At 72.7% G+C, this 18343-nt stretch carries 18 protein-coding genes; 5 read left to right on the top strand and 13 right to left on the bottom strand.

Features of this window, described 5'->3' with window-relative positions:
- Positions 1 to 593: 593 nt before the first annotated feature.
- From pgl to tkt, 6 genes are all read right to left on the bottom strand, one after another.
- Entirely contained in the window at positions 594 to 1364 is a 771-nt protein-coding gene (gene pgl / locus ABZS66_RS05945; protein WP_354755579.1) for a 6-phosphogluconolactonase, read from the bottom strand.
- Positions 1361 to 2383: a glucose-6-phosphate dehydrogenase assembly protein OpcA gene (locus tag ABZS66_RS05940; protein ID WP_354755578.1), complete on the bottom strand. Its 1023-nt coding sequence runs from the start codon at positions 2381 to 2383 to the stop codon at positions 1361 to 1363. Before ABZS66_RS05940 ends, pgl begins: the two co-directional genes overlap by 4 nt.
- A gap of 17 nt (positions 2384 to 2400) precedes the next feature.
- Complete coding sequence (zwf, locus tag ABZS66_RS05935; protein WP_354755576.1) at positions 2401 to 3918, bottom strand: glucose-6-phosphate dehydrogenase; 1518 nt, start codon at positions 3916 to 3918, stop codon at positions 2401 to 2403.
- Between the two features lie 5 nt (positions 3919 to 3923).
- Entirely contained in the window at positions 3924 to 5411 is a 1488-nt protein-coding gene (locus ABZS66_RS05930; protein WP_354755574.1) for a glucose-6-phosphate isomerase, read from the bottom strand.
- An 84-nt stretch (positions 5412 to 5495) separates the two neighbouring features.
- Positions 5496 to 6608, bottom strand: a complete 1113-nt coding sequence (gene tal / locus ABZS66_RS05925; RefSeq protein WP_354755572.1) for a transaldolase — start codon at positions 6606 to 6608, stop codon at positions 5496 to 5498.
- A gap of 17 nt (positions 6609 to 6625) precedes the next feature.
- Positions 6626 to 8767, bottom strand: a complete 2142-nt coding sequence (gene tkt / locus ABZS66_RS05920) for a transketolase (RefSeq protein ID WP_354755571.1) — start codon at positions 8765 to 8767, stop codon at positions 6626 to 6628.
- A 436-nt stretch (positions 8768 to 9203) separates the two neighbouring features.
- Between tkt and ABZS66_RS05915 the strand changes: the two genes are divergently transcribed.
- The 5 genes from ABZS66_RS05915 (at position 9204) to ABZS66_RS05895 (ending at position 13236) form a co-directional block, all read left to right on the top strand.
- A complete protein-coding gene (locus tag ABZS66_RS05915; RefSeq protein ID WP_354755659.1) occupies positions 9204 to 10118 on the top strand; it encodes a heme o synthase in 915 nt (304 codons plus the stop codon).
- Positions 10119 to 10373: 255 nt separating this feature from the next.
- Positions 10374 to 10697, top strand: coding sequence for a hypothetical protein (locus ABZS66_RS05910; RefSeq protein ID WP_354755569.1), 324 nt, complete (start codon positions 10374 to 10376; stop codon positions 10695 to 10697).
- A gap of 18 nt (positions 10698 to 10715) precedes the next feature.
- Complete coding sequence (locus ABZS66_RS05905; protein WP_354755567.1) at positions 10716 to 11609, top strand: hypothetical protein; 894 nt, start codon at positions 10716 to 10718, stop codon at positions 11607 to 11609.
- Positions 11606 to 12439, top strand: a complete 834-nt coding sequence (locus tag ABZS66_RS05900; protein ID WP_354755566.1) for an undecaprenyl-diphosphate phosphatase — start codon at positions 11606 to 11608, stop codon at positions 12437 to 12439. Before ABZS66_RS05905 ends, ABZS66_RS05900 begins: the two co-directional genes overlap by 4 nt.
- Positions 12440 to 12549: 110 nt before the next feature.
- Positions 12550 to 13236, top strand: a complete 687-nt coding sequence (locus ABZS66_RS05895) for a TIGR03089 family protein (RefSeq protein ID WP_354755564.1) — start codon at positions 12550 to 12552, stop codon at positions 13234 to 13236.
- A 158-nt stretch (positions 13237 to 13394) separates the two neighbouring features.
- On the opposite strand, the gene ABZS66_RS05890 is transcribed toward ABZS66_RS05895, so the two are convergent.
- Genes ABZS66_RS05890 through ABZS66_RS05860 form a run of 7 tightly spaced genes read right to left on the bottom strand, consistent with a single transcriptional unit; the run spans position 13395 to position 18340 of the window.
- Complete coding sequence (locus ABZS66_RS05890; protein WP_354755562.1) at positions 13395 to 14183, bottom strand: IclR family transcriptional regulator; 789 nt, start codon at positions 14181 to 14183, stop codon at positions 13395 to 13397.
- Entirely contained in the window at positions 14180 to 14557 is a 378-nt protein-coding gene (locus ABZS66_RS05885) for a carboxymuconolactone decarboxylase family protein (protein WP_354755560.1), read from the bottom strand. The genes ABZS66_RS05890 and ABZS66_RS05885 overlap by 4 nt, the downstream gene beginning before the upstream one ends.
- Complete coding sequence (gene pcaB, locus ABZS66_RS05880) at positions 14554 to 15693, bottom strand: 3-carboxy-cis,cis-muconate cycloisomerase (RefSeq protein ID WP_354755558.1); 1140 nt, start codon at positions 15691 to 15693, stop codon at positions 14554 to 14556. The genes ABZS66_RS05885 and pcaB overlap by 4 nt, the downstream gene beginning before the upstream one ends.
- Positions 15686 to 16156: a protocatechuate 3,4-dioxygenase subunit alpha gene (locus tag ABZS66_RS05875; protein ID WP_354755556.1), complete on the bottom strand. Its 471-nt coding sequence runs from the start codon at positions 16154 to 16156 to the stop codon at positions 15686 to 15688. The genes pcaB and ABZS66_RS05875 overlap by 8 nt, the downstream gene beginning before the upstream one ends.
- Entirely contained in the window at positions 16153 to 16815 is a 663-nt protein-coding gene (pcaH, locus tag ABZS66_RS05870) for a protocatechuate 3,4-dioxygenase subunit beta (RefSeq protein WP_354755555.1), read from the bottom strand. Before pcaH ends, ABZS66_RS05875 begins: the two co-directional genes overlap by 4 nt.
- Positions 16812 to 17561 carry a CoA-transferase gene (locus ABZS66_RS05865; RefSeq protein ID WP_354755553.1) on the bottom strand — a complete coding sequence of 250 codons (750 nt, stop codon included), beginning with the start codon at positions 17559 to 17561 and terminating at the stop codon, positions 16812 to 16814. The genes pcaH and ABZS66_RS05865 overlap by 4 nt, the downstream gene beginning before the upstream one ends.
- Positions 17558 to 18340, bottom strand: coding sequence for a CoA-transferase (locus ABZS66_RS05860; RefSeq protein ID WP_354755551.1), 783 nt, complete (start codon positions 18338 to 18340; stop codon positions 17558 to 17560). Before ABZS66_RS05860 ends, ABZS66_RS05865 begins: the two co-directional genes overlap by 4 nt.
- Between the last annotated feature and the right edge of the window lie 3 nt (positions 18341 to 18343).

Genomic DNA, 18343 nt, shown 5'->3' with positions numbered 1-18343 from the left:
CGCGACGGACCGCTTTCGGGTCGCGCTGCGGTGTTTTGCACCCTTCGGTCGTGGCGTTTTACCCGTTTTGTCACGACAGTGGCCAACTGGGCGAGGCGCGTCTTCAATCGTCCGCGCGGAATCGGCGATCACGGCTCGATCGTCCATGATCAAGGGAAGAATCTGGCTGTCATAGCGACCGGAAGTTTCCCTTGATCATGGTCGCCGCGGGGTCCCGCTCGATCGACCGCGACCCGCTCGCTTTCCGCCCTGTCGGCTCCGCTTTCGCCCGCTGCGTCGGTCGGTCGACCGACCAAACTTAGGGCGAGAGTTCGGTCGGTCGATCGACCGAACCTGCGGCGAGAACTCGGTCAGTCGACCGACCGAGCTGGGCGTTTGGAGGGTTCGGTCGGTCGACTGACCGAACCTGCGGCGAAAGCTCGGTCGGTCGACCGCCCGAAACGGCGTGGGCGGGCGCCGCGGCCGGAGTTGCGGGCTGGCAGCGGGCGGACTGTGGCGGGCGGGCTGCGGTGGGCGGGCTGCGGTGGGTGTGGTGAATGCGCAAGGGTAGGCCGGCTGCGGTGGGGCGGCCGGCCTTCAGTGGCGCTCCGGGGTCAGACCAGGCTGCGGAACTTTGGGGGCAGGTCGTGGGCGGCCGCCGAGTCCAGTAGCCACAGCGTCAGCTCGCGGCCGTGGACGCCCGCGGCTGGGATCTGGCGTGGGCCCGCCTCCGCCAGCGCCAGGCCTACCGCGCGGGCCTTGCCTGTGCCTGAGGCGATCAGCCATACCTCGTCGGCGGTGTTGATGGCCGGCAGGGTCAGCGTGATGCGCACCGGCGGGGGCTTGGGGCTGCCTCGGACCGCCGACACCGGGCGGGTTTCGAACGTCACCGGGTGCTCCGGGAACACCGAGGCTACGTGGCCGTCCTCGCCGACGCCCAGCAGTACCACGTCGAAGTGGGGGAGCTCCGCGTGGCCGGGGCGGGCCGCGGCGGCCAGCTCGGCGGCGGCGCGGGCCGCGGCGGCCTCGGCGTCGTCGGCGTCCGGGCCGTCGGAGGGCGGGAGCGGGTGGATGCGCGACGGGGTCAGCGGGAGGGCGTCGAGGAAGGCCGCGCGGGCCTGGGTCTCGTTGCGCTCCGGGTCGCCGGCGGGCAGGAACCGCTCGTCGCCCCACCAGAGGTTCACCCGCGACCAGTCCACCGCGTCGCGGGCCGGGGACTCGCGGATCGCCTCGTAGATCTGGGCGGCGATGCGGCCGCCCGTGAGGACCACCGTGGCCTCGCCGCGCTCGGCCTGCGCGTCGGTCAGCCGCACGATCAGGCGCGCGGCGGCCGCCTCGGCGAGGAGCTTCGGCTCGGTGTGGACGACGACCTTCGACTGGGTCATGAAGACAGCGTCTCCTGCAGGCTGGGTGCGGGCGGTGCGGCCTCCGGGCGCTCGGCGAGCGCCGGGTCCTTCCAGATGTGCACGCGGGGCGCGAGCCGCTCGTCGAGGCGGCGCTTGCCGGTCGCGGCGGCGAGGGCGGCCGCGTAGGGCTGGTCGGGGTCGAGGCGGCGCAGCTCCTCGGCGAGCTCCTCGCCGAGCGGCCGGCGGCTCAGCGGCAGGATGCGGTCGGGCTGGCCGGTGTGCTGGAGCGTGGCGACGCCCGCGTTGAGGTCGCGGACGAGGCGCATGGTGGTGTCGTCCTCCAGCTGGAGCTCGACCGCCTCCATGATCTTGCCGGTGCCCCTGGACCGGGTCGGGTGCACGCCGAGGCGGGCCTCCAGCCAGCCGCCGAGCAGCGGGGCCGTGGGGTCCTTGTCGGGCGCGACGATGTTCACCGCCCGCACCCCTACCCGGTTGGCGTCGAACGCGCCGGCCAGGAGGGTGCGCCACGGGGTGATCCGCGACCAGGCCAGGTCGGTGTCGCCGGGCACGTAGTCGTCGGCGCGGATGCGCAGCGCCTCGACCGGGTCGGCGGCCTGCGCGCTGTCGGTGATGCGCCGGTCGGCGACCACGCCGAGCGGGTCGTAGGCGATCCGCTCCGGGGGCGTGCACTGCCACCAGGTCACCACCGGCACGTCCGGGGCGAGCAGCGGCATGACGACCGACTCGGCGTGCAGCGCCAGCCGGCCCTGCATGCGCATCACGACCGCCTCGCACGGGCCGAGGCGGCCGCCGACGACGATCTCGGCGTCGAGCCGGGAGCGCTGCTGGGTGACGTCGGCCCGCACGATGATGAGCAGCCGGCACGGGTGCTGGGCGGCGGCGATGGTCGCCGCGGCCTCGGCCTCGCGCACCTGGCGCTCGTCGACGACCGCGATCAGCGTCAGCGCGAGGCCGCTGGTCAGCCCGCCGGCGCTGCGCCGCTCGTTGGCCAGCGCCTTGACGACCTCGATACCGGTGGTGTCCCAAAGTCCGATCATGAGTCTCGCAACCCCTCTTATGCCCGGCGCCAGGCGCGGCCCTCGCGGGCCAGCATCTCGTCCGCGGCCCGCGGACCCCACTCGCCCGCGCGATACGGCTCGGGCGTCGAACCCGCCCAGGCCGCCTCCAGCGGGTCGACCACGTTCCAGCTTGCCTCGACCTCGGCCGAGTCCGGGAACAGCGTCTTGTCGCCCACGAGCACGTCGAGGATGAGCCGCTCGTAGGCCTCGGGGCTGGCGTCGGTGAACGCCTCGCCGTACTGGAAGTCCATCGCGATGTCGCGGACCTCCATCGTCGTGCCGGGCACCTTGGAGCCGAACTTGAGCATCACGCCCTCGTCCGGCTGGACCCGGATGACCAGCTGGTTGTGGCCGAGCATCTCCACGTCGGCCGGCTGGAACGGCAGGTGCGGCGCCTTCTTGAACGACACGGCGAGCTCGGTGACCCGCCGGGGGAGCCGCTTGCCGGCCCGGATGTAGAAGGGGACGCCGGCCCAGCGCCGGTTCTGGATGCCCAGCCGGACCGCGACGTAGGTCTCGGTCTTCGAGTCCTGCGGGACGTCCTTCTCCTCCAGGTAGCCGGGGACGCGCTCGCCGGCTACCCAGCCGGTGAGGTACTGACCCCGGACCGTGTGCGTGAAGACGTCCGTCGGCGCCGCGATGGCGTTGAGGACCTTCAGCTTCTCGATGCGGATCGCGTTGGCGTCGAACGCCGTCGGCTCCTCCATCGCGACGAGGGCCAGCAGCTGCAGCAGGTGGTTCTGGAGGACGTCGCGGGCCGTGCCCACGGTGTCGTAGAACCCGGCGCGGGTGCCGATGCCGACGTCCTCGGCCATCGTGATCTGCACCGAGTCGACGTAGTTGGAGTTCCAGACCGGCTCGAAGAGGTTGTTGGCGAACCGCAGGGCCAGGATGTTCTGGACCGTCTCCTTGCCGAGGTAGTGGTCGATGCGGAACACGTCCTGCGCGGTGAACGCGTCGTCGACCAGGTCGTTGAGCTGGCGGGCGGAGGCCAGGTCGTAGCCGAACGGCTTCTCCACCACCACCCGGCGCCAGCCGCCGGACTTCGCGTTGTCCGACATGCCGGTGCGCTCGAGCTGCTTGAGCACGATCGGGAAGGCCGACGGCGGGATCGAGAGGTAGAACGCGGCGTTGCCGGGGATGCCGGCCTGGTCACGGAGGTCGTCGAGGGTCTGGGCCAGGTGGTCGAAGGCCGTGTCGTCCTCGAACGAGCCCTGCACGAAGTGGATGTTGCCGGCGAGGCGCGACCAGACCTCCTCGCGCCACGTGGTGCGGGCGCCGGCCATCGCCGCCTTGCGGGCGAGCTCCTCGAAGTCGCCGTCGCCCCAGTCGCGGCGGGCGAAGCCCAGCACGGCGAAGCTCGGTGGCAGCAGACCGCGGTTGGCGAGGTCGTAGACGGCCGGGATGAGCTTCTTGCGCGCCAGGTCGCCGGTCACACCGAAGATGACCAGCGCGCACGGCTCGGGAATCCGAGGCAGCCGCCGGTCCTGGGGGTCCCGCAGCGGATTCGTCATCAGTCTCACCCTCCGAGGGCGGCCAACAGTTGTTCGACACCGGTTGCCCGGTCGGTCAGATGCAGGCGCAGCACCGGGCGGCCGAGGCCGAGCAGCGCCCGGCGCTCGCCCGCGGCCTGCGCGGCCTGGAGCTCGCCGAAGGTCTGCTCGCGGCCGGGGACCGGCAGGTCGTCGGTCACCGCGCCGGTGAGCTGGAGGAACGAGCCGGCGGCCGGATTCGCCTGCGGCAGCCGGCCCCAGGCGAACGTCACCACCCGGGGCACGCGGGCGCCGAGCGCGTCGCGGACACCGGCGGCGGCCGCGTCGCCGGTCCGGTCGAGGAAGGCCGTCACGGCCAGGTGGCCGCCCGGGCCGATGCCGCGGGCGAACTCGTCGACGGCCCCGATGAGGGTCGTCGCGGAGACGTCGCCGTAGACCTCGACGGCGCCGTCGACGAACGCGGGCCGGTCGGTGCCGGGAACGACGTCCTCCACCGGCAGCGGCCGGCCGGTGCCGAGGAAGCCGGCGGCGACCGCCACCGCGCGCTCCCACACCGCGAACTGGGCGCCGAGCGGGCCGTTGACGGCGAGGTCGGGGACGATGCCGCCGCCGGGCATCAGGCCCGTGCCGACGGCACCGCCGAGCGTCACGCTGAGCACGTCGGGGCCCTCGTGGCCCCAGGCGGACGGGTTTTCCAGCACGACCGGCACGACGGTCGTCCGGGCGGCGGCGAGGTGCGCGATCCAGTCAGCGAGCCCGTCGAGGCCGGTGCCGTCGGAGGCGAGGGCGAGCTTGTCGCGCCCGGCGCGGGCGCCGGCGGCGATCGCAGCCCCCAGCGCGACGCCGGGGTCCTCGGCGGCCTCGAGACCGGCGGACGGCGGCGGGGGCGTCAGCGCGAAGCCCGCGGCCACGTGCGCGACCGGCCGGGGAGCGGCCTCGTCGAGCAGGGCCGCCACGTCGGCGCCGGCCAGACCGGCGGGGACCAGCCCGTAGGCGGAGAAGGCCGAGGACGTGGGCTCGGCCAGGAAGAGGTGCGCACCGGTCTCCGCGGCCAGCGTGGCCGGCGGCGAGCCGGGGGAGGTCACGATGACGAAACGCCGGCCCACATCCTCGTGACCGGCGTCTTCGAAGGCCTGCTGATAGGCCCGGCGGTGGCTGTCGGTCTCCGGTGAGGCCAGGACGACCACGGTCCGCCCGAGGCGGTCGCCGAGCGCCGCCCGGACCTGATGTGGATCGGTGGCGTCGAGGACCGTGAGGTCGACGCCGAGCGTGCGGGCGATCGCCGCGGCGGCCAGCACCGCGGGGCCCGTGCCGCACAGCACCACGTGGTCGAGGCCGCGCGAGCGCAGCTCGGTCCGCAGCTCGGCGATGCGCGGCAGGAGGTCCGCCGGCACCGGCGGGCCCGCGGGAGGCGGCTCCGCAAGGGAACGGGCGTCGATCGAGCCCGGGACGGACGCGGTGCCGAAGACCGTCAGCCCGGCCGCGGCGACCACGTCGTCGAGTAGATCAGACACCCGTTCCCCTTTGGTTACCAGCTGGACCGGGTCCGAAGCCGACAGGCCCCGACCGAAGTCAGCTTCATTGTCAGCGGTGCAGGGTCACTTCGCAGCCGCTTCGAGGGCCACCCGGACCGTCTCGATCATCTCGCTACCGCTGGCCGTGAACTTCTCGACGCCCTCGCGCTCCAGCACCTCGACGACGTCGTCGTAGCTGATGCCGAGCGCCGCGAGCCCGTCCATGACCCGCTGGGCGTCGTCGTAGTTCGCGGTGATCGCGTCCAGGCGCACCTCGCCGTGGTCGGCGAAGGCGTGGACGACCGACTCCGGCATGGTGTTGACCGTGCCGGGCGCCACGAGCTCCTCGACGTAGATGACGTCGCGGTACTCCGGGTTCTTGGTCGAGGTCGACGCCCACAGCGGCCGCTGCGGGCGGGCGCCCGCGTCGGCCAGCGCCTGCCAGCGCTCGCTTCCGAACAGGCCCTCGTAGAGCTTGTACGCCAGGCGGGCGTTGGCGACGGCGGCCTTGCCCAGCAGGGCCTTCGCCTCGTCGCTGCCGAGCTTCTCGAGGCGCTTGTCGTACTCGGTGTCGACGCGCGACACGAAGAACGACGCCACCGAGGCCATCTTCGACAGGTCGTGGCCGTTGGCCCTGGCCTGCTCCAGGCCCGCGAAGAAGGCGTTGATGACCGCCTCGTACCGCTCCAGCGAGAAGATCAGCGTGACGTTGACGCTGATGCCCTCGGCGAGCGTGGCGGTGATCGCCGGCAGGCCCTCCTTGGTCGCCGGGATCTTGATGAACAGGTTCTCGCGGTCGACCAGCCACCACAGCGCCTTCGCCTCGGCGATGGTGCGCTCGGTGTCGTTGGCGAGGGTCGGGTCGACCTCGATGGAGACCCGGCCGTCCTGCGCGTTGCTGGCGTCGTAGGCCGGGCGCATGACGTCGCAGGCCCAGCGGACGTCGGCGGTCATGAGCGCGCGGGACGCCTCACTCACCGCGCACTTGCGCAGCGCGAGGTCCTTGACGGCGTCCGCGTAGTCCTCGGCCTGCGACAGGGCCTTGGCGAAGATGGTCGGGTTGCTGGTGACGCCCACGACGTGCTGCTCACGGCGCAGCTTGTCGAGGCCGCCACTGGTCAGCCGCTGGCGGGACAGGTCGTCGAGCCAGATCGCCACGCCCGCGGCGGCGAGCTCGGCCAGCCGATCGGAAGTCATCGCTGTCTCCTTGAGTACTAGTTGCCGGTGGTGCTGCCGGTGATCTCGCCGACCTTGGCGAGCGAAGCGTGCGCCGCCGCGACCACCTTGTCGACCGTGAACCCGAACTGCTCGAACAGCACCGTGTACGGCGCGCTGGCGCCGTAGTGCTCGATGCTGACCGCCACGCCGCAGTCGCCGAGCAGGCCCTGCCACGACATCGCGATTCCGGCCTCGACGCTGACGCGCGCCTTCACGCCGGTGGGGAAGACCTGCTGCCGGTACGCCAGGTCCTGCTCCTGGAACCACTCCTGGCACGGCATCGAGACCACCCGCGTCGGGGTGCCCGCCTCCTCCAGCCGCTTCTGCGCCTCGACGGCGAGCTGCACCTCGGAGCCGGTGGCCACGATGATGACCTGCGGCTGGCCGTTGGACGCGTCCTTCAGCACGTAGCCGCCCTTGGCGACGTTGTCGGCCGGCGCGTACTCGGTGCGGTCGAGGACCGGCAGGTTCTGCCGGGTGAGGGCCAGCGCGACCGGCTGGTCGCGGCGCTCCAGCGCGGCCTTCCAGGCCTGCGCGGTCTCGTTGGCGTCGCCCGGGCGGACCACGGCGAGGCCGGGGATCGCGCGCAGCGCCGATAGGTGCTCGATCGGCTGGTGGGTCGGGCCGTCCTCGCCGAGGCCGATCGAGTCGTGCGTCCAGACGTAGATGACCGGCAGCTTCATCAGCGCGGCGAGCCGCACCGCCGGGCGCATGTAGTCGGAGAAGACCAGGAACGTGCCGCCGTAGGGGCGGGTCGGGCCGTGCAGTTTGATGCCGTTGAGGATGGCGCCCATGCCGTGCTCGCGGATGCCGAAGTGCAGCGTCCGACCGTACTCATGGCCGGGGAACACCTTCGTCGCGAACTCCGACGGCAGGAACGAGGGCTCGCCCTCCATCGTCGTGTTGTTGCTCTCGGCCAGGTCGGCCGAGCCGCCCCACAGCTCGGGCAGCACCGGCGCGAGCGCGCCCAGGGTGTCGCCGGACGCCTTGCGGGTCGCGACGCCCTTCGCGCTGGCCTCGAACTCGGGCAGCGCCTTCTCCCAGCCGTCGGGCAGCGCGCCGGAGTAGAGCCGGTCGAGCAGGGCGGCCCGCTCGCCGTTGGCCTCGCGCCACTCGGCGAACCGCTTGTCCCACTGGGCGTGGTGGCTGCGGCCGCGCTCGATGACGCCGCGGGTGTGGGCCAGGACCTCGTCGGTCACCTCGAACGACAGTGCCGGGTCGAAGCCCAGCACCTGCTTGGTCGCGGCGACCTCGTCGGCGCCGAGCGCCGAGCCGTGGATCTTGCCCGTGTTCTGCTTCTTGGGGGCCGGCCAGCCGATGATCGTGCGCAGCGCGATGAACGACGGGCGGGAGGTCTCCGCCTTCGCCGCGCGGATCGCCTCGTGCAGCGCCTCGACGTCCTCGGCGTAGACGCCGTCGCCGGCGTCGTGGCCCTTGCGCCAGTCGACGGTCTGCACGTGGAAGCCGTAGGCCGCGTAGCGGGCGGCGACGTCCTCGCTCTTGGCGACCTTGGTGTCGTCCTCGATCGAGATCTCGTTGTCGTCGTAGATGACGACCAGGTTGCCGAGCCGCTGGTGGCCGGCGAGCGCGCTCACCTCGTGGCTGATGCCCTCTTCGATGTCGCCGTCGGAGCACAGCACGAAGACGTGGTGGTCGAAGATGCTCTCACCGACCGCCGGCTCCGGGTCGAACAGGCCGCGCTCGCGGCGGGCCGCCATCGCCATGCCGACCGCGTTGCCGATGCCCTGGCCGAGCGGGCCGGTGGTGGTCTCGACGCCGGCCGTGTGCCCGTGCTCCGGGTGGCCCGGCGTGAGCGAGCCCCACTGCCGCAGCGACCTGAGGTCGTCGAGGCTCAGGCCGTAGCCCGCGAGATACAGCTGGATGTAGAGCGTCAGGCTGGAGTGTCCGCAGGAGAGGACGAACCGGTCCCGGCCGATCCAGTTGGGGTCGGTCGGGTCGTGCTGCATGACCTTCTGGAACAACAGGTACGCGGCGGGGGCGAGGCTCATCGCTGTGCCCGGGTGGCCGTTGCCCGACTTCTCGACGGCGTCCATCGCGAGCACCCGGACCGTGTCGACCGCCCGCCGGTCGACCTCGGACCAGGAAAGCTCGGGACCCTTGACCTCTTCAACGCTCACGGCGGTGCTGCTCCTGTCGAACGGCGAGGTTGCGTATTTCCTCGGAGGGCTATCAGGTCGACCCTACCCACGATCGGGTGGCGGCACGCGCAGTCGACCATGTTTCGGACATCGGCGACACTGCCTGCGGCAACGGTAGTCGATGGCCACACGTCGCCGGAGTGGCCGGACGGCTCGGGACGGACCAAACGTCGATCCGTTCTGCTGTGCGCGAAATCGCACCGAGGTCGGTGGTGCACCCGGAACCCGGGGTCCGCGTCTGGCCTGCGCAGTTGCTGTTCTAGGATGCGAGGGCCTGGCGATCTCGACCCGGATTCGCCAGGAGACTCCGTGGTCCGACGCCGGAAGGTGGCTATCCAGCGTGACGCAGCTCGTCGACCGTGCAGCGGTTCCCCAGAGCGCGTCCGAGGCGGTCCGTCCCACGTCGGCCGGTGCCCTGGCCAGGGCCCAGCAGGCGCAGGCGGCCGTCCGGCGCGCGAGTTTCGGCGCGGTCGTCAAGGCCTACGTCTCGCTGACCAAGCCCCGCATCATCGAGCTGCTGCTCGTCACGACCGTCCCGGCGATGTTCCTGGCCGACCACGGCCTGCCGTCGCTGTGGCTGGTCCTGGTCGTCCTGGTCGGCGGCACGCTCGCGGCCGGCGCGGCCAACGCGCTGAACTGCTACATCGACCGCGACATCGACCAGGTGATGAAGCGCACGTCGCGGCGCCCGCTGGCCACGCACACCGTGTCGCCGCGGGCGGCCCTGGTGTTCGGGCTCACGCTCGCCGCGCTGTCGACCGTGCTCATGGCGGTCTTCACCAACCCGCTCGCCACGCTGCTGACGGTCGGCGCGATCGCCTACTACGACCTCGTCTACACGCTGTGGCTCAAGCGGACCACGCCGTCCAACACGGTGTGGGGCGGTGCCTGCGGCGCCGCGCCGGTGCTCATCGGCTGGGCCGCGGTCACCGGCGGCCTGTCGTGGCAGGCCTGGGTGCTGTTCGCGGTCGTGTTCCTCTGGCAGCCGCCGCACTTCTACGCGCTCGCCATCAAGTTCAAGGACGACTACGCCCGGGCCGGCATCCCGATGCTGCCCGTCGTGGCGAGCATGCGCCGCGTGGGCCTGGAGACGGTCGTCTACAGCTGGCTCACCGTGCTCGCCTCGGTCGCGCTCTGGCCGTTCGGGATGACCCCGCTCTACGGTGTCGTGGCCGTCGTCACCGGCGCGCTGCTGCTGATCGAGGCCCACAAGCTCGACAACCGCGCCCGGCGGGGCGAGCCGCTCAAGCCGATGCGGTTGTTCCACTGGTCCGTCACGTACCTCACGCTGCTGTTCGTCGGCATCGCGATCGACGCGCTGATCCAGTAGTAAGGGCCGCAGAAATGCGCGCCTAAGCGAAACTTAAGCTAGAAACGCCCGAATTTTTTGGCACATTCGTTCCGGTTGTCGCGGCGTGATGCACATCTCGTTTCCGCTGAAGAATCGCCGCCCTGAATATCCCGATTTGGCGGTACATGACCGGGCAAATTGCCGAGGGGCCGGGCTAAACCTCGCAGTAACCACGATCACAACCTGCCCGCAGTTCACCGACAGGTGGTCTTCGGCCCATCTAGTGTGGCCGTCATGGCAGATGGTTCCGATACGACGATGACCCTGAACCGGCCTGTGCCGGGCAGCCTGATCTCCGGCCTCAAGTCCTTCGCGGAGGACCACGGCGGGGCCAAGGCGGTCATCGAGTACGTCGGCCGGCGCGGTGCCCGCATCGTGCTCGTCGGGGAAGACGGAGTCTGGGGCGACCAGTTCGCCGAGGGCACGGACATCGCGCGTTCCGCCTGCGCACAGGCCGGGGTCACGATCGAGAACGCGTGGGAGCGGGAGCTCCTCGAGCAGATGCGGCCGAGCAATGACCTCTGGCGCTCCATGGGGCGGCGAACCCTCTCCCGCTAGGGTGCGTATCCTCGCTCGGTGAGTGCCGACCATTCCCAGTCCTCTGCGACCCGGGCCGCCGCCCGGGTCGCTTTCGTTACCTGCGGGGAACTGCCCGACCTCGACCCCGACGACCAGCCCCTGATCCCGGCCCTCGCCGCCCGCGGCGTCACCGCCGAACCGGTCGCGTGGGACGCCGACACCGACTGGTCCGCCTACGGGCTGGCCGTCGTGCGCAGCACGTGGGACTACGCCAAGCGCCACGACGAGTTCGTCGCCTGGGCCACCGCCGTGCCGCGGCTGGCCAACCCCGGCGCGGTCATCGCCTGGAACACCGACAAGCGGTACCTCCGCGAGCTCGCCGGCCAGGGCGTGCCCATCGTGCCGACGACCTGGGTCGAGCCCGGCGACGAGTGGAAGCCCGCCGGCGAGGGCGAGATCGTGGTCAAGCCGGCCGTCAGTGCCGGCAGCGTCGACACCGGCCGCTACGACCTGGCGACCCAGGCCGGCCTGGCCGAGGCCCACGTGGAGCGGCTCCAGCGGGCCGGCCGGACCGTCATGATCCAGCCCTACCTCGCCGCCGTCGACACCGCGGGGGAGACCGCGCTGCTCTACATCGACGGGCGGTACAGCCACGCGATCCGCAAGGGCGCCCTGCTCACCGGGCCCGACGAGGGCGTCACCGGGCTGTACGTGGAGGAGGACATCACGCCGCGGACCCCCTCGGCGGACGAGCTCGCGCTCGGCGAGCGGGTCCTCGCGGCGCTGCCGGTGCCGGCCGGCGAGCTGCTGTACGTCCGGGTGGACCTGCTGCCGGCGGCGGACGGCCCGGTGCTCATCGAGGTCGAGCTCACCGAGCCGTCGCTGTTCCTCGGCACCGCGGACGGCGCGCACGACCGGTTCGCCGACGCGATCGTGCGGCGGCTCGCGTGAACATCTTCGAGGCGATCCTCCTCGGCGCCGTCGAGGGGCTCACCGAGTTCCTGCCGATCTCCAGCACGGGCCACCTGACGATCCTGGAGAAGCTGCTCGGGTACTCCATCGACGACCCCGACGTGACCGCGTTCACCGCGATCATCCAGAGCGGCGCCGTCCTCGCGACCACGTTCTACCTGCGCCGCGACATCGCCCGGATCGTCCCCGCGTTCCTGCGCGGCCTGTTCTCGAAGCAGCGCCGGGACCGCGACTACCGGTTCGGCTGGATGGTCATCATCGGCTCGATCCCGATCGCGGTCATCGGCCTGCTGTTCAAGGACCAGGTCGAGACCACGCTGCGCAGCCTGTGGTTCGTCGGGTTCGCGCTCATCGGCTGGTCCGGCGTGATGTGGTTCGCCGACCGCGCCGCCACCCAGCAGCGCCACGAGGAGGACGTGACCTGGAAGGACACGCTCATCATCGGCTGCGCGCAGGCGCTCGCCCTGATCCCCGGCGTGTCCCGGTCCGGCGCCACGATGTCGGCCGGCCTGCTGCGCGACTTCGACCGCGTGACGGTGACCCGGCTGTCGTTCTTCCTGTCCATCCCGGCCCTGCTGGCGGCCACCGCGCTCCAGGTCGCCAGCGAGTACGACAACATCTCCACCGGCGTCGGGTGGGCCGCGACCATCACCGCGACGGTCGTGAGCGGCATCGTCGGCTACCTCGCCGTCGCCTGGCTGCTGAAGTTCATCGCGAAGCACAACTACACCATCTTCATCTGGTACCGCGTGATCCTCGGCACCGTCGTCCTGCTCCTCGTCGGCACGGGCACCATCGAGGCGACCTGACGCTCAGAACCGCCGGCGCCGTGCCGATGTGCGGAGACGCATCGGCACGGCGCGGGCGGCCGGCGTGACCGGCTGCGGGATGCCGCCCTGCGGGCTGTCATGATGCTGTGATGGCGCTCCCCACGACGGTCGACCAGCCGCTGCTGACCTTCTACGACGACGCCACCGGCGAACGCACCGAGCTGTCGGCCCAGGCCCTCGGCGAGTGGTCGGCCCGCGCCGCCGGCCTGCTGCTGCACGAGTGCGGGATCGGCGCCGGCTCGCGCGTGGCCAGCCTGCTCCCGCCGCACTGGCTCACCGCCGCGACCCTGCTGGGCGCCTGGTCGCTCGGTGCCGAGGTGTCGTTCCAGCTGTACGCCACGGCCGGCCTGGCGCCCGCGGACCGCTTCGACGCGGTGTTCGTGGAGCAGCGCCGCGCCGGGTCGTGGCTGGAGAACATCCCGGACGCTCCGCACCGGTTCGTGCTGGGAGCGGCCGAGGGCTATCGCTCGCTGGAGCCGGCGCTGCGCGCCCACTCGGCCGCGCTGCCCAACCTGGGCCGGGTCCGCCCGACCGACGCCGCGAGCACCGACGGCACGACCTACGGCGAGTGGGGCCGGGTGGCCGAGGGCCTGGCCCAGGAGATGGACCTGCACCGCGGCGACCGCCTGCTGGTGGATGCCGCCGAGCACGAGCACCCGATGAAGTGGCTGCTGACCCCGCTGCAGGCCGGCGCCTCGGTCGTCGTCTGCGCCAACCTGGACCGCGCTGTCCTGGACGCCCGCGTGGCCGCGGAGGGCGTGACCCGCGTCATCTGACCCCGCCCGGGACGGGCGCCGCCGCATGGGAAAGGGGCCCGGCCGCGGGTTCTTGGGACGACGGCGCTGGCAGCGTCTTCTCGGCGGGACGGATGTCGCGCCGAGAAGAGCGGTGTCTGGCGGGAGCGACGGTCGTGCCTTGCCCGGACCCGAGTCGATCAGCGGCGACCGGAGCTCAACCGCGAGGGGAGGTCGGCCTCGATGCGGGCGGCGGTGGCGACCAGGGGCGGGATCAGCGTGCGGCGGATCGAGTCGATCGACGTGCGGGAGGCGGCGGCCGAGATGTTCAGGGCCGCGACCGTGCGGCCCGTGCGGTCGCGGATCGGGGCGGCCACCGACCGTAAGCCCTCCTCCAGCTCCTGATCGACCAGGGCCCAGCCCTGGGCGCGGACCCGGTTGATCTCCGACAGCAGGGCGGCCGGGGTGGGCACGGTGCGGGTGGTCAGGCGGTCGAGGCGGACCTTCGCGAGGTACGCCTCCAGCTCGTCCTCCGGCAGCCCGGCCAGCAGGACGCGGCCCATCGACGTCGCGTAGGCCGGGAAGCGGGTGCCCACGCTGATCATCACGGTCATGATGCGGGAGGTGGGGACGCGGGCGATGTACACCACGTCGTCGCCGTCCAGGACCGACATCGACGACGACTCGTTGACCTCGGCGACGAGCGCCTCCAGGTGCGGCTCGGCCACCGCCGGCAGGGACAGGCCCGACAGGTAGGCGTAGCCGAGCTCCAGCACCCGCGGGGTCAGCGAGAACTGGCGGCCGTCGCTGCGGACGTACCCCAGCTCGGCCAGCGTCAGCAGGAACCGCCGCGCGGCCGCCCGCGTGACGCCGGTGAGCGCGGCGACCTCGCTCAGGGTCAGCTCCGGGCGGTCGGCGTCGAAGCACCGGATCACGGCCAGCCCGCGCTCCAACGACTGCACGAAGTCGGGACCGCGCGGCTCGGTCATTCCGGTCGCCCCTCCTGAGCCGATAACACCCGGGACGCGATGGCGAACGCCGCGTTGCCGGCCGGCGCGCCAGCGTACACGGTCGTGTGCAGCAGCACCTCGGCGATCTCGTCGGGCGTGACACCGTTGCGCAGCGCCGCCTCGACGTGCATCTCCAGCTCGTCGTCGCACCGCAGCGCGGTCAGCACGGCCAGCGTGACGCAGCTGCGGGTGCGCCGGTCGAGGCCGGGGCGGTCCCAGACCTGCCCCCAGGCCGCGTCGAGGACCCACTCGCGGAAGGGCACCGCGAAGGGCTCCGGCGGCCGGTCGGCCCGCTCCGGCCCGAGGACCTCCCGCCGCACCGCCGCGCCACGCTCCGCCGCGTTGCTCATCATGATCCCTTCGCGTAGGCAGTGTGGGCATGGAGTGCCCGGTCGACGAGTAGCCCCGCGGCGGTCAGGTCGCCGGTGAGGCCGCTGCGGGCCAGATTCTCCCGCATCACGTCGGGGCGGACGAGCAGCCGTTCGAACGCCGCGCGCAGCCACGACACCGCGGAGCCGGTCGCGACGAGCAGCTCGCGCATCGGGCGCCACTCGGCGTGCCAGGCGCCCGCCGCCCGCTCGTGCTCGTGGGCCATCGCGGCCAGCAGGTTGGCGACCAGGCCGGGCGCGGACCCGGCGCAGCCGAGGGCACAGATCGCGGCGACCGGGTTGCGCTTGTGGGCCATCGCCGAGGAGCCGCCGGGGGACGCGTCGGCGACCTCGCCGACCTCGTTCTGGGCGAGCAGCGTGAGATCCCGCGCGACCTTCGCGACGGTGCCGGCGACCGAGCCGAGCGCGCCCGCGAGCTCGGCGATGCGGGTGCGCTCGGTGTGCCACGGTACCGCCGGCTCGTTCAGCCCCAGCAGCGTCGCGAGGCCCTCCAGGATGTCGGGGGCGTCCGCACCGAACGCTTCGAGCGTGCCGGCCGCGCCGCCGAACTGTACCGCGAGCCGGTCCCGCTGGACCTGCTCCAGCCGGCGCCGGGCGGCGTCGAGCCCGCCGAGCCAGCCGGCCGCCTTCAGGCCGAACGTGGTGGGCACCGCCTGCTGGAGCAGCGTGCGGCCGATCATCGGGGTCTCGCGGTGCTCGCGGGCCAGCCGGGCGGCCCGGTCGGCGCAGGCCGCGAGGTCGGCCAGCACCACCCGCACCGCCCGGGACGCGACCAGCATGCCGGCCGTGTCGAGGATGTCCTGGCTGGTGGCGCCCCGGTGCACGGCCGCCGCCGCGGCGGGCGGCACGGCCGCCCGCAGCGCCTCCACGAGGGGCACGACCGGGTTGCCGCTCGCGGCCGCCCGGGCGCCGAGGTCGGCCGCGGAGAACCGCTCGGGCCGCGCGGCGGCCCCGACGGCGTCGGCGGCGGCCTGGTCGATCAGGCCGCTGACCGCCTGCACCTGGGCGAGCGCGGCCTCGACCTGGAGCATCGCGTGCAGCCAGGCGTCGTCGGCGACGGCCGCGGCGACCTCACCGCGGGCCAGGACGCCGTCAAACAAGCTCGAAGAATGCGGTTTCATGCGGACCCTGGAGGTGGATGTCGAACCGGTAGCCGTCGTCGTCCTCGCGGGCGACGAGCGTCTCCCGGACTGCCGTGTCGGGGATCGCGGACAGGACCGGATCGGTGGTGTTGCCGGGCTCGTCCGGGAAGTACACCCTGGTGACGACTCTATCGAGCAGGCCCCGCGCGAAGACCGACACCGCGAGATGCGGGGCCTGTGCGCCGATCGGGCCCGGCCGGTCGAAGCGGAACGCGTACTCGCCGTCGACCGTGGTGCGGCAGCGGCCGAAGCCGCCGCTGGAGGCGTCCCAGACCTCCAGGACCCCGTCGGCGACCGGCTCGGAGCGGCCGTCGTAGAGGGTGCCGCGCAGCCACAGCTCGGTGCCGAGCTCCTCGGAGCGGTCCCAGGGCAGCATCACCGCGAAGTACGGCCCGACGGTCTGGCTCGGGGTCGGGTTCACGGTGCCTCCTCGAAGGGGGTCGCCTGGAGCACGACGTCGAAGCGGTACGCCAGGGCCCACTCCGGCTCGGTCGACTCCAGGTCGAAGGCCGCGATCATCCGGGCCCGCGCGGCCGGGTCGCGGACGGCGTTGAAGATGGGGTCCTGGCCGAACAGCGGGTCGCCCGGGAAGTACATCTGCGTCACCAGGCGCTGGGTGAACGACCGGCCGAAGACGGAGAAGTGGATGTGGGCCGGCCGCCACGCGTTGTCGTGGTTGCGCCAGGGGTAGGCGCCCGGCTTGATCGTGACGAACCGGTACGCGCCGTCCGCGTCGGTGAGGAAGCGCCCGGCGCCGGAGAAGTTCGGGTCGAGCGGGGCGGGGTGCCGGTCGACGTGGTGCGCGTAGCGGCCGGCGGCGTTGGCCTGCCAGACCTCCACGAGCGTGTGGGGGATCGGGCGGCCGCCGGTGTCGAGCACCCGCCCGTGGACGATGATGCGCTCGCCGAGCGGCTCGCCGTCGTGCTGGCGGGTCAGGTCGTTGTCGAGCGGGCCGACCCGCGACTCGCCGAGGACCGGGCCGCCGGTGTCGGCCAGCCGCAGCGGCAGCGCCACGAAGGGCCGCTTCGGCGCCCGCAGGACGGTCGACCGGTACGCCGGCCAGTCGAGGAAACCGCTCATGACGACCCCAGGAGGGCGCGCAGCTCGGCGAGCTCCACGGCGGACGGCGGCGGCGTGCGGTCGAGCGCGGGGGAGACCGCGAGGTCCCAGCCGGTGGCGGTCCGGGCCTGCTCAATGGTCACGCCCGGGTGCAGGTGGGTCAGCGTCAGCGCGCAGGTGTCCGGGTCGGGGGAGAGGATCCCGAGGTCGGTGATGACCAGCACCGGGCCGCGCCCGCGCAGGCCGAGGCGCTCGCGCGAGCCGGGGCCGTCGCCGTGGCCGACCGAGGTGCGGAAGTCGACCCGCGGCACGAACGCCCGGGGCCCCTGCCGGAGTACCACGAAGACCTCGCGGCAGGAGGCGGCGATCTCGGGCGCGCCACCGGCGCCGGGCAGGCGCGCCTTCGGTTCGCGGTACGAGTCGCCGACGACGGTCGTGTTGATGTTCGCGAACTTGTCGATCTGGGCGGCGCCGAGGAAGCCCACGTCGATGCGGCCGGGCTGGAGCCAGTAGTTGAACATCTCCGGCACGCTGACCACCGTGTCGGCGGTCTCGGCGAGCTCGCCGTCGCCGATCGACAGCGGGGGACGGGTCGGCCGGGCGCCGATCGTGCCCGACTCGTACACGAGCACCAGGCCGGGGTTGCCGGTGCGGCGGGCCAGGTTGGCCGCGACGCTGGGCAGGCCGATGCCGACGAAGCACGCGGTGTGCCCCTGGAGGGCCCGCGCCGCGGCGACCGTCATCATCTCGTCGGCGGTGAAGGTCATAATGCGTCCAGCCAGGCGGTGAAGGCGGCGCGGTCGCGGCTGATCGCGTCCCACGCGCGGTAGTGGTCGTTGTCGCGGTCGTAATACCCCTGGGCGTAGGAAGGACGCGCGCCGCCGGGGACCTCGGCGACCGCGGTCACCACCCAGGACGGCAGCACCACGGCGCCCGGCCGCGGGTCGAGCCCGTCGACGACCTCCTCGACCGTCACCAGGCTGCGGGTGGCGGCGAGGACCGCCTCCTTCTGCACCCCGGTGATGCCCCACAGCTGCACGTTGCCGTGCCGGTCGGCGCGCTGGGCGTGGACGATCGCGACGTCCGGGTTGAGGGCCGGCACCGCGGTGAGCACCTCGCCGGTGAACGGGCACTCGATCGGCTTGATCGTGTCGGTCTGGGCGGGGAGGTCGGTGCCCCGGTACCCCCGGAGGACCGCGAACGGCAGCCCGGACGCCCCGGCCACGTAGCGGTTGGCCATCCCGGCGTGGCTGTGCTCCTCCAGCTCCAGCGGGCCGGGCCACTGCCGCTCGACGGCGTCGCGGAAGCGGTGCAGCGAGCCGACCCCGGGGTTGCCGCCCCACGAGAAGATCAGCTTCGCCGCGCAGCCGGCGCCGATGAGCTGGTCGTAGACGATGTCGGGGGTCATCCGCACGAGCGTGAGCCCGCGGCGGCGCTGCCGGATGATCTCGTGCCCGGCGGCGACCGGGATGAGGTGCGTGAACCCCTCCAGGGCGACCGTGTCGCCGTCGTGCACGAGGGCCGCGACGGCCTCGGACAGGGTCATCAG

It is taken from the genome of Dactylosporangium sp. NPDC005572 (assembly GCF_040605515.1).
In the GTDB taxonomy this organism is placed as follows: domain Bacteria; phylum Actinomycetota; class Actinomycetes; order Mycobacteriales; family Micromonosporaceae; genus Dactylosporangium.
Note: the sequence above shows the minus strand (reverse complement) of the source record. Positions and strands in the feature narration are given on the sequence as shown.

Excerpts from the sequence above, each read along its gene's own strand:
- pcaH (WP_354755555.1), bottom strand. The coding sequence starts at position 16,815 with ATGAGCGGTTTCCTCGACTGGCCGGCGTACCGGTCGACCGTCCTGCGG.
- ABZS66_RS05910 (WP_354755569.1), top strand. The coding sequence starts at position 10,374 with ATGGCAGATGGTTCCGATACGACGATGACCCTGAACCGGCCTGTGCCG.
- ABZS66_RS05890 (WP_354755562.1), bottom strand. The coding sequence starts at position 14,183 with ATGACCGAGCCGCGCGGTCCCGACTTCGTGCAGTCGTTGGAGCGCGGG.
- zwf (WP_354755576.1), bottom strand. The coding sequence starts at position 3,918 with ATGACGAATCCGCTGCGGGACCCCCAGGACCGGCGGCTGCCTCGGATT.
- pgl (WP_354755579.1), bottom strand. The coding sequence starts at position 1,364 with ATGACCCAGTCGAAGGTCGTCGTCCACACCGAGCCGAAGCTCCTCGCC.
- ABZS66_RS05895 (WP_354755564.1), top strand. The coding sequence starts at position 12,550 with ATGGCGCTCCCCACGACGGTCGACCAGCCGCTGCTGACCTTCTACGAC.
- tal (WP_354755572.1), bottom strand. The coding sequence starts at position 6,608 with ATGACTTCCGATCGGCTGGCCGAGCTCGCCGCCGCGGGCGTGGCGATC.
- ABZS66_RS05885 (WP_354755560.1), bottom strand. The coding sequence starts at position 14,557 with ATGATGAGCAACGCGGCGGAGCGTGGCGCGGCGGTGCGGCGGGAGGTC.
- ABZS66_RS05865 (WP_354755553.1), bottom strand. The coding sequence starts at position 17,561 with ATGACCTTCACCGCCGACGAGATGATGACGGTCGCCGCGGCGCGGGCC.
- ABZS66_RS05860 (WP_354755551.1), bottom strand. The coding sequence starts at position 18,340 with ATGACCCTGTCCGAGGCCGTCGCGGCCCTCGTGCACGACGGCGACACG.
- ABZS66_RS05940 (WP_354755578.1), bottom strand. The coding sequence starts at position 2,383 with ATGATCGGACTTTGGGACACCACCGGTATCGAGGTCGTCAAGGCGCTG.